The sequence below is a fragment of the Pseudoduganella sp. RAF53_2 genome (genome assembly GCF_052113985.1).
GTDB lineage: Bacteria > Pseudomonadota > Gammaproteobacteria > Burkholderiales > Burkholderiaceae_D > Rugamonas.
The window spans coordinates 1-9710 of record NZ_JBFRDW010000170.1 but is presented as its reverse complement, the minus strand read 5'-3'; the positions used below and the strand labels follow the sequence as shown (position 1 = coordinate 9710).

Sequence of the window (9710 nt, the reverse complement as noted above, 5' to 3'; positions counted from 1 at the left end):
GTCCAGGTTGACGGCTTCGTGCAGACCTGCTTCGCCCGTGGCTTCGGCCTCGTTGGCCTCGAAGGCGACTTCGGTCGCTTCGATGGCGTCGATTTCCATCGATTCTTCCGCCGCTGCGGCATCTTCCTGCGCGTGCAGGGCGACCGGGTCGACGGCCTCTACTTCCGTGTGCGCCTCGGCGGCGGCAATTGGTTCTTCAATCGATTCGACCAGCGCGCCGGATTCGGCGGCTTCAATTTCGGCTTCTTCGGACGGCGCGCTCGGCACCAGATGCAGCGGTTCTTCGTGCTTCGGTGCGGTCTGGGTCAGCGGTGGAGCGAAAGCGTCGTCGAAGGCGGCGCTGAACAGATCGTCAATGCTTTCGTCCTGCGTGGCCATGTCCGGCTTGGCTACAGGAGCTTTGCGCTCCGGTGCTGCTGGCGGATTGGCGACCAGGCTGTGATAGGTGTCGGTGAACAGCGCGTCGAGACGCTCTTCCAAGTGGCCGGCTTCCGGCAGCGGTGCAGGGGCGGCTTCGATGGTTTCGGCGGCCTCAGTGACTTCCGTCGCTTCGGTGGCGGCGAACATGCTGTCCAGGCGCGCGTCGATGTCGGCGGGCGGGTGGGACAGTTCGTCGCGCAGCTTCTGCAGCGCGGTGATCAGTTCCGGCTGATCCGGCGGCATTTCGCCAGCAGCGAAGCTGGCCAGCATCTGGCGCACACGCTCGATGGTGAAGTCGAACAGATCGTGCTGGGCGTCGTCCAGGTTCGGCACCGGCGCTTGCAGCGCCTGCAGCGTGGTTTCCAGCGCGTAGGCCAGCTCGCGCAGGGCCTTGAAGCCGACCGTGGCGGAGGTGCCGGTCAGCGTATGCGAGGCCTTCAGCGCTTCCGGGCTGACGGCGCGGCGCTCATGGCGCCACTCGCCGAAATCGCGCGTGAGCTTGCGCACCAGCTCATCGGTTTCGGCCAGGTAGATGTTGTACAGCGGCAGCGGAATCGCCAGGCGGCCCACAAACTTGACGTTGTCGTCGGCCGACGGCGCCGGCGCGGCTGGCGCAGTCGCTGCCGGGAATTCGATGACGTTGCCATTACGCGCAGGAGGGCGCGCGGCAGCAGGGGCGTCGGCCGCGGACTCTTCCGGCGCTGCCTGGCTGGTAAAGTCGAGCGAGATGTCTTCGGCATCGGCGGCGGCGGCGCCGGTGCTGGCTTCAGTTGCCACCAGGTCGGACGCGTCGTTGGACAATTCTCCGGCCGCAGCGCCAGCATCGGCGGTGGCGGCTTCGGCGACGGCATCTGCTTCGGCGGCTGCGTCAGCGCTGGGAGCGGCTGCGTCGGCGCTAGCAGCGGCCGTGGCCGCGTCTTCAGCGACGGGAGCGGAGTTTGCAGCTTCAGCGAGTGGCTCCACGGGGACCGCGGGAGCCACGGCGGGATTGGCGTCGAAGACAGACACATTGGCGGCGGCATCGGCGTCGACGGCAGGCGCGTTGGCGGCTGCATCGTCAGCGAGCGTGAGCGCGCTGCTTGATGCCTGCGCTTCGGCGGCGGGCGCCGGTGCGGCAGGCGCAGCGGCGGCGGCTTCGTCCATGCTGAACGCCTCGCCGTTCTGCACGCGCAGCGCGGCCGCAACGAGTGCGTCRCTGGAACGGGAGGAGCGGCCGGAGGCGGCCAGTTCGTCGACCCATGCGCTCATGTCGGTCGACGCGCGGTCGAGCAGTGCGAACAGCGTGTCCGACAGCGGGCGCTCTTCGGCCAACCACAGGTTCATCACCTTCTCGATGCCGTAAGCACCTTCGGCGAAATTATTCAGGCCGACCATGCGGCCGCTGCCTTTCAGCGTGTGGAAGGAGCGGCGCAGCATGGTCATGTTGTCCAGCGTGCCCGCCTCGCTGCGTGGGCGCGCCAACGTCTCGCGGACGAAGGCCAGCACTTCCTGCGCCTCGCCGATAAAGATTTCGAGCAGCTCGGYTTCCACCGCCTCTTCGCCGGACACGCCTTCCGACGCGGCAGGCGGCGCGGCGACAACCGCTTCCGGCACCGGTTCCGGCGCCGGCAGCGGTTCGTCCAGCACGGGAATCGACTCGGGCCCGGCAATCTTCTTGAACGGTACGGCGCGGAACGTGCCCTGCTCCGCGTCGAAGGCGAAGCGCTCGCGCGCGCCTTCCGGATTCTGCGCCAGCATATCGACGAAGAAGCCCAGCGCACCAACGTTCTGCGCGATTTCGTCCAGATGGCGCGGCTCGTGGGCCGGATCATCCAGGCCCGCAGCCAGCTTCTGAATTTCAGAGCGGACATGCTTGGCCGCGCGGGTGGCGTCGTCCTGATCGAGGATGGCCAGCGCGCCTTCCAGCTGATGCACCACTTTGTCGAGCGATGCCAGTTCCGAGCGTTTGGACGGATCGGTGTAATACTCGTCCAGCACTTTCTCGATCTGGCGCAGGCCCGCTTTCAGCTCCATCGACAGCGCGACAACGGTATCGTTCTCGTGCATCTGGCGCGCCAGGCTGCCCTGCCATTGCGCCGGTTCCGGCGCATCGCCGCCGGCTTCCATTGCCTTCAGGCGGGCGCCAATGGTGTCGGCATGCACATTGAAGTCATCCGGCAGATGGCGGATCTGGTCGATGCCATGTTCCGCGAACAGCAGCGCGGTAGCCATTTCAAGGCCCAGCGCTTCGCTGCGGCCCTTCGATACGCGCGCGGCGGTATCCGACAACTGGCGCATCAGGCCGGACAGCGCCTCGAGGCCCAGCTTGTCGCTGGCCTGCGCCACTTCGTTCAGCGAATCGCGGAATTCAGCATCCAGATCCGGATTGACTTCCGACTGCTCCATGCGCTGCCAGGTGCTGCGTGCGCGGGCGATGCCTTCGCGCGCCGCAGTCAGCGCATCGGGATCGATCTTGCCGTAGCGGCGCTGCTCGAAATCGTGCGGCACCATGCCATCCAGCAGATAGGCCGCGCGCAGCTGGCGTGCCAATGGCGGCAGGCTGCCTGCGTCCGCGCCGGCGATGAAGAACAGGGCTTCGCGCAGCATCGCATCCGGCTGTTCCGGGGCGCCTTGCGACAGGCGACGCAGTTGCAGATTAATCAGACCAAACAGCTGCTTGACGTATTTGCCGCTTTCCAGCTGGCCACCCACGACCAGCTCGGAAAATGCCTGCATCGAGCGCCAGAAAACGCGCGCTTTCGGTTCGCTCTGCAGGTCCGCCACGTCGGTGACGGCCGCCTGCAAGGCAGCAGCCTGGATCGATTGCGTAGCCGAATCGCCGGCCTTCAGATACGGAAGCAGTGCGCGCTCGAAGCGCTGACGCAGGGCCGTGTAAGCTTTGGGCGACGCCTCGGTGGTCGGCGCGGCACCCAGCAAGGGCGCCGGCAGTTCGGGCACGTGCGTGAGATCGGGGAAGAACAGGTCGGCCGGGTGCACGCGGTCGATGCCCAGCAAGTCCTGCACGTCGCGGAAATAAGGGAACAGGCGCACCGGCTGGAAAGGCGCGCCGGACAGCAGCTCCTCCAGGAATTCCACCAGCGCCTGGTACAGATTGGCCAGCACCTGCGCGTGGTCGGGCGTGCATTTCAGCGAGCCGTCCTTGAAACGGTCCAGCACCACTTCGGCCAACTGGGTCAGCAGCACCACGCCATCGACGTCCACCATCTGCAGCGCGCCGTGCGCCTGGTGCAGGTGGGATTTGGCGTGCTGCAAGGCGGTCGACTGATCTTCCGGGTCACGCCCGCCCGCTTCAAACAAAGCGGTGCGGGAGCGGGCCAGCGCCTCACGGATTTCCACCATCACCCACGATAGCGGGCCGGTGTCGAAGTGTGGCGATGCGGCGAACGGAAAATCAGTTTGGCTCATTTATTCCTCAGGCAGAAATACGGAATCGCGACACGGAGTTCTTCAGCTCCTGTGCCAGCACTTGCAGCTTGCGCACGGACTGGGCGGTCTGCTGGGTACCGTCCTGCGTTTGCTGCGTCACCTTCAGAATGTGCTGAATATTGTTTGCCACGCCACCAGCCGACGTAGCCTGCATGCCTGTTGCATACGCCATGCCTTCAATCAGTTCGGCCAGGCGGTTCGACACGCGAGAGATATCGTCCAGCGCAGTACCTGCCGCGTCGGACAGTTTGGCACCTTCCACCACACCCTGGGTAGATTTTTCCATAGCTGCGACCGCGTCGTGCGTGTCAGTTTGAATCGTGCGCACCAGCGCGCCGATCTGCTTCGCCGCGTCGGCGGAGCGTTCCGCCAGTCGCTGCACCTCTTCCGCAACCACGGAGAAGCCGCGGCCGGCTTCACCCGCCGATGCCGCCTGGATCGCCGCATTCAGCGCCAGCACGTTGGTTTGTTCGGTAATGTCGGAAATCAGCTCGGTAATTTCGCCGATCTCCTGCGAAGATTCGCCCAGCCGCTTGATGCGCTTGGAGGTTTCCTGGATCTGCTCGCGGATCTCGTCCATACCCTTGATCGCGTTCTGCACCGCCGTTGCGCCCTGGCGTGCCGCGGTAACGGACTGGCGCGCCACGTCCGCCGATTCGGATGCCGATTTGGACACCTCGGTAATCTCGTTCGCCATCTTCATGACGGTGGCCGATGCGTCTTCGATCTCGCGCGACTGCTGCTGCGATGCCGTCAGCAGGTCGCTGGAAATGCCGGATGCGTGGGTCGAAGCAGCCGTCACCTGCTCCGCCGTTACCGTCACGCGGCCCACCAGGCCACGCAGCTCTTCCACGGTATAGTTCACCGAGTCGGCAATGGCGCCGGTAATGTCTTCGGACACGGTTGCCTGCACGGTCAAGTCACCGTCCGCCACTTCCTGCAGTTCGTTCATCAGTCGCAGAATTGCGGCCTGATTCTGTTCGTTCATGGCGTTTGCCGCCTCTTCCTGCTGCTGCGCCTTGACGCGCATGGTTTCCGCTTCCTGGCGGCGGCGTTCCGAAGAACGGCTACGGGCTTGCGAATCCTGCAGCAGCACGCGGCCGATTGCCGCTGCAAACACCAGCGTCAGCACACCGCCGGCCACCATCAGCCAGAAGGCCAGGCCCAGCGAGTCCTGTGCGTCACGCAGGGATACCTGCAGTTCGGCCAGACTCTTACGCAGTGGCTCGTTTTCGGCAAACAGCAGTCGTTCCGCGCTCTTCGCAGCGGAGAATTTTTCCAGACGGTCCAGAATGAAAGTCACCAGCTTCTGGTAATCCTCGAACTGCTTCTTCAGCACCGTGAGCTTTTCGCGGGTTTCCGCATCCTTCACCGCAGTGACGCCCAGCGCTTCGTTACCTTTCTCCAGGCCTTCCAGCGTGTTGCGGAATACGGTGGTGTCGCGGCCCAGCTGGAACGCGGTTTCCGAGCTGATGCCGCCCTCGGTCAGGAAGGCGCTCGCGCTGCGGCTCATACGCTGGGTCAGCATGGACAGGCGGCCCAGGGCCACCATCTCACGCGCGCTGCCGCCCTGGCGGGCCTTGGTGGCGGTGATGTCCTCGGTCATCGACAGCAGTTCCGGCGACATGGCGTTCAGCTTCTGCAGCGTTTCATCCAGACCGCTCAAGTCCCACTTGTGTTTGATAATGGTGGCGGAAGCCTTGTCCGAAGCGGCCCAGCGCTTCTTCGCTTCCAGCACCACGCTCTGCACGGACGAAGGCGCCGAACCCACACTGCGGTTGGCATAGCGGCCGCCGTCGGTCAGCACATTCAGTGCGTGATTCATTTCATTGCGGCTTTCCTCCAGCTGGCGGAAAGCTTCGGCATTACCCTGCACCGCATTCGGCGCCGCCTTGCCGATACGCTGCGAGTGCATCAGCGCGTCGGAAGCGATCTGGGTACGGGTCGATGCCACACCGGAGTTATAAGCGTTAAAGCCCACCAGGCCTACGCTGACCAGAATCGCGCCGCCCAGTGCGGTGGACAGGATGCTCAGCTRGCGTGCCGGCGGCAGGTGGCCGATCAGGGGCAGGCGGAAGCCGCCTTCGGTCGCGGTGGTAGGGGAAGCGGGAGTGCTGCCGTCCTGGCCGTCGCGGCCGCGCAGTGCATCGCGCAGGCGCAGCGGCGAACCGGCATCGGCTTCATTGGCCGCAGATGCGGGCGCTGCCACGGCCGCGGTGTCGCCGCCGACAGTGGTTTCACCGAAACTGGCAAACGCCGAGTCTTGCGCCGTATCGAGCGCAGCGCTGCTGGCGGAGCGTGAGAACAATTTGAATCCCATTACACCTTCCCCCGATTGCTTTTTTGATTGGTGCCGCCTCGTGAGCGGCATGCATTTTACAAACCGACTTGCAGGAACCGCGCTTCGCGCACCAGCTGGGTCAGGTCCAGCCGGGTCCAGGCTTGCGCATCGCGGTCATGGAATTGCTGGCTGCACCAGTCCGGACCTTCCGCTTCCGCCTGCGGCTCCATCTCGGACAGCTGGCGCAGGCCGAGCACGCGCGCCACGAGCAGCGCACAATTGAAGCCCATGCCGGACGCAAAAGTCACCACGCGGCTGTCCGAAGCGAGCGCAGTAGGTTGGCCCCCCATGTAGCGGGCCAGATCGATGACTCCGGTCAGGTTGCCGCGGATATTGGCCAGGCCCAGATACCAGTCGCGCGCCAGGGGCACGCTGGTGACGGCCTGCCACGGCACGATCTCGCCCACTTGCGTGAGGTCCAGCAGGCAGCGCCTGTCGCCCACCTGTACGCCCAGCTCGCGGCCGGCCGAACTCTCGCCGCTACGCGCGGCCATGCGTTCGAGCAGCGCGGCTTGGTACTGGCGCAGCCGGTTACGGCGTTCGCCTTCAGCGGCGGGCTGTAGATCCTGATCGGTGCTGGCCATCGCTTAACCGAGAGCGGCGATCTTGGCCAGCAGCTCGGCGGCGTCCACCGGCTTCACCAGGTAATCCTTGGCGCCCTGGCGCAGGCCCCAGATACGGTCGGTTTCCTGGTCCTTGCTGGAGCAGATGATGACCGGTACGTCCTGCAGGTCCGGATCGCGCGCGATGGCACGGGTGACCTGGAAGCCATTCGCACCGGGCATGACCACGTCCATCAGGATCAGCTGCGGCTTGTCGGCCTTGATCTTGACCAGCGCCTCTTCGCCGGTTTCGGCGGTGGAAACGGTAAAGCCGCTGCGGACCAGAATATCGGTCAGGTAGTAACGTTCGGTAGGCGAATCGTCGACGATGAGAATACGTTGAATGGCCATGGTATTTATGCGCCTGCGCCGGCAGTGTGCTCACGCACCGCGGCCAGCAGGCTATCTTTCGTAAATGGTTTGGTCAGATAGGCGGACGAACCGACCATGGCGCCGCGGGCGCGGTCGAACAGTCCGTCTTTGGAGGAAAGCATCAATACCGGAGTGGCGTGGAACTTCGCGCTCTTTTTGATCAGAGCGCAGGTCTGATAGCCGTCCAGGCGCGGCATCAGGATGTCGCAGAAGATGACGGCCGGCTGGTGATCGTTGATCTTGGCCAGGGCGTCGAAGCCGTCTTCGGCCGTGACGACCTGATAGCCTGCTTGGGTCAGGAAAATTTCAGCGGATCGGCGAATAGTGCTGCTATCGTCGATCACCATGATTTTTAAACCAGTCGCTTGCGGCGTTGTCGTCATTTGAGAAAGTTCCACCCAATAGTTCCGGTACGATAGCACAGCGCACAGGGGAGTGGCGGGACCTGATGCTGAAAAGAAACAGTTACTTAAATAACTATCTTTTAACAGGTAATGACGCCGTTTTAACGGAGTTGACGAAAATATACGACTTAGATTGCCACCATTTCAAAGTCGTCTTTGCGCGCGCCGCATTCCGGGCAGGTCCAGTTCATCGGCACGTCGGCCCAGCGAGTACCCGGCGGGATACCTTCTTCCGGCAGGCCGGCGGCCTCGTCATAAATCCAGCCGCAAATAAGGCACATCCAGCTCTTCAATTCCTGGGTCGTTTCGTTGCTGCTCACGTTCAATCACCTTCTATAAAGTAAAATGCCGAATTAGGTATCTTAATCTACCCGCCGTGCAAAACCAAACTTCTCCTCTTATCCTTACCTTTGGGGCTGCCGATCCCGTCGGAGCGATCGGTGTGCATGCCGACCTGGCCGTGTTTGCCGCACTGGGCTGCAGCGGCCTGGCTGCGACCACCGCGTTGCTGATCGGCGACAGCGCCCGCGTTGAAGACCAGCAGCACGTCGATTCGGACTGGGTAGCCGACCAGGCGCGCATGGTGCTGGAAGACGTCGAGGTGCAAGCCTTCAAGATCGGTGCGCTGGACAATATGGAGCACATGTCGGCAATTGCCGAGGTGGTGTCGGACTATCCCGACGCAGCGCTGATTCTCGACCCGTTCGGCTCGCAGCTGCCGCCGCTGGGCGAGGAAGAAGATCCCGAAGAACATCTGACCATTCTGCGCCAGCTGCTGGTGCCGCAGGCGACCCTGCTGATGCTGTCCCATGTGGAACTGGTGCGCATGGCCGAAACCTGGCGCGACATCGGCAATGGCGAAACCATGGCCGACGACGCCCAGCACCTGATCGACCTCGGCTGCGAATTCGTGCTGGTGACCGGCACGCCCATCGCCAACGGCCAGCGCGCCAATACTTTGTATGGGGCAGAAGGCGTACTGCGCCACGAGCCCTGGCAGCACCTGGCAGGTCCCTTCGTGGGCGCCGGCGGCACCCTGTCGGCTGCGATTGCCGCCTTCGTCGCCCAGGACGTGCCTGTGGTCGAAGCCGTCGAGCGCGCTGAACAATACACTTACCAGGCGCTGGCCCATGCCCAGCGCTACGGCATGGGCCGTTTTGTGCCCAACCGCTTCTTCAAAGTAAATTGAAAACATGACTACTTCCAAGAACGACATCCTGTTTGAACGTGCCCAGAAAACCACTCCCGGCGGCGTGAATTCGCCGGTGCGCGCCTTCCGCTCGGTGGGCGGCACGCCGCGCTTCATCACCAAGGCGGACGGCCCCTACTTCTGGGATGCGGATGGCAAGCGTTATATCGACTACATCGGTTCCTGGGGCCCAGCCATCGTCGGCCACGCGCATCCGGAAGTCGTAAAAGCGGTGCAGGATGCGGCAACGCGCGGTCTGTCCTTCGGCGCCCCGACCGAAGCGGAAATCGAAATGGCGGAAGAGATCTGCCGCCTGGTGCCGTCAATCGAGCAGGTGCGCCTGGTGTCGTCCGGCACGGAAGCGACCATGAGCGCCCTGCGCCTGGCGCGCGGTGCGACCGGCCGCGACAAGATCGTGAAGTTCGAGGGCTGCTACCACGGCCACGCCGATTCCCTGCTGGTGAAAGCGGGCAGCGGCCTGCTGACCTTCGGCAATCCGACTTCGGCGGGCGTGCCGGAAGATTTCGTCAAACACACCCTGGTTTTGGATTACAACAATATCGCGCAAATTACCGAGGCATTTGAAGCCTACGGTAAAGATATTGCCTGCGTTATTGTCGAGCCGGTCGCCGGCAATATGAATCTGATTAAAGCGGCGCCGGAATTCCTGCAGGCGCTGCGCGATTTGTGCACGCAATATGGCGCGATCCTGATTTTCGACGAAGTGATGTGCGGTTTCCGCGTTGGCCTCGGTGGCGCGCGGGAGTTGTACGGCATTAAACCTGATCTGACCGCGCTGGGCAAAGTGATTGGCGGCGGTTTGCCGGTAGCGGCATTTGGCGGCTCGCGTGAATTGATGTCGAAAATGTCGCCGGTCGGCGCGGTTTATCAGGCCGGTACGCTGTCGGGTAATCCGGTTGCGGTTGCGGCCGGCATGACCACGCTGAAACTGATTC

8 protein-coding genes are annotated in these 9710 nt (G+C 63.6%); 2 read left to right on the top strand and 6 right to left on the bottom strand.

Annotated elements, in window-relative coordinates:
• The 6 genes from AB4Z11_RS12315 to AB4Z11_RS12290 form a co-directional block, all read right to left on the bottom strand.
• Positions 1-3825 (bottom strand): Hpt domain-containing protein (locus tag AB4Z11_RS12315; RefSeq protein ID WP_442025536.1); only part of this gene is annotated, 3825 nt, incomplete at its 3' end.
• 7 nt (positions 3826-3832) lie between these two features.
• Positions 3833-6166: a methyl-accepting chemotaxis protein gene (locus tag AB4Z11_RS12310; protein ID WP_442025535.1), complete on the bottom strand. Its 2334-nt coding sequence runs from the start codon at positions 6164-6166 to the stop codon at positions 3833-3835.
• A gap of 56 nt (positions 6167-6222) precedes the next feature.
• Positions 6223-6771: a chemotaxis protein CheW gene (locus AB4Z11_RS12305; RefSeq protein ID WP_442025534.1), complete on the bottom strand. Its 549-nt coding sequence runs from the start codon at positions 6769-6771 to the stop codon at positions 6223-6225.
• Between the two features lie 3 nt (positions 6772-6774).
• Positions 6775-7140 carry a response regulator transcription factor gene (locus AB4Z11_RS12300; protein ID WP_442025533.1) on the bottom strand — a complete coding sequence of 122 codons (366 nt, stop codon included), beginning with the start codon at positions 7138-7140 and terminating at the stop codon, positions 6775-6777.
• Positions 7141-7145: 5 nt separating this feature from the next.
• Positions 7146-7544 (bottom strand): response regulator, encoded by a 399-nt coding sequence (locus AB4Z11_RS12295; RefSeq protein ID WP_442025538.1) that lies wholly within the window; start codon positions 7542-7544, stop codon positions 7146-7148.
• A 149-nt stretch (positions 7545-7693) separates the two neighbouring features.
• Complete coding sequence (locus AB4Z11_RS12290) at positions 7694-7846, bottom strand: rubredoxin (protein ID WP_442025537.1); 153 nt, start codon at positions 7844-7846, stop codon at positions 7694-7696.
• A gap of 95 nt (positions 7847-7941) precedes the next feature.
• Here AB4Z11_RS12290 and thiD point away from each other — a divergent pair, with 95 nt between their 5' ends.
• Both thiD and hemL read left to right on the top strand, forming a co-directional pair.
• The gene (thiD, locus tag AB4Z11_RS12285; RefSeq protein WP_442025532.1) at positions 7942-8754 is read left to right on the top strand and encodes a bifunctional hydroxymethylpyrimidine kinase/phosphomethylpyrimidine kinase; all 813 of its coding nucleotides are present in this window, start codon (positions 7942-7944) and stop codon (positions 8752-8754) included.
• Positions 8755-8758: 4 nt separating this feature from the next.
• A partial coding sequence (gene hemL, locus AB4Z11_RS12280; RefSeq protein ID WP_442025531.1) for a glutamate-1-semialdehyde 2,1-aminomutase occupies positions 8759-9710 on the top strand: 952 nt, incomplete at its 3' end.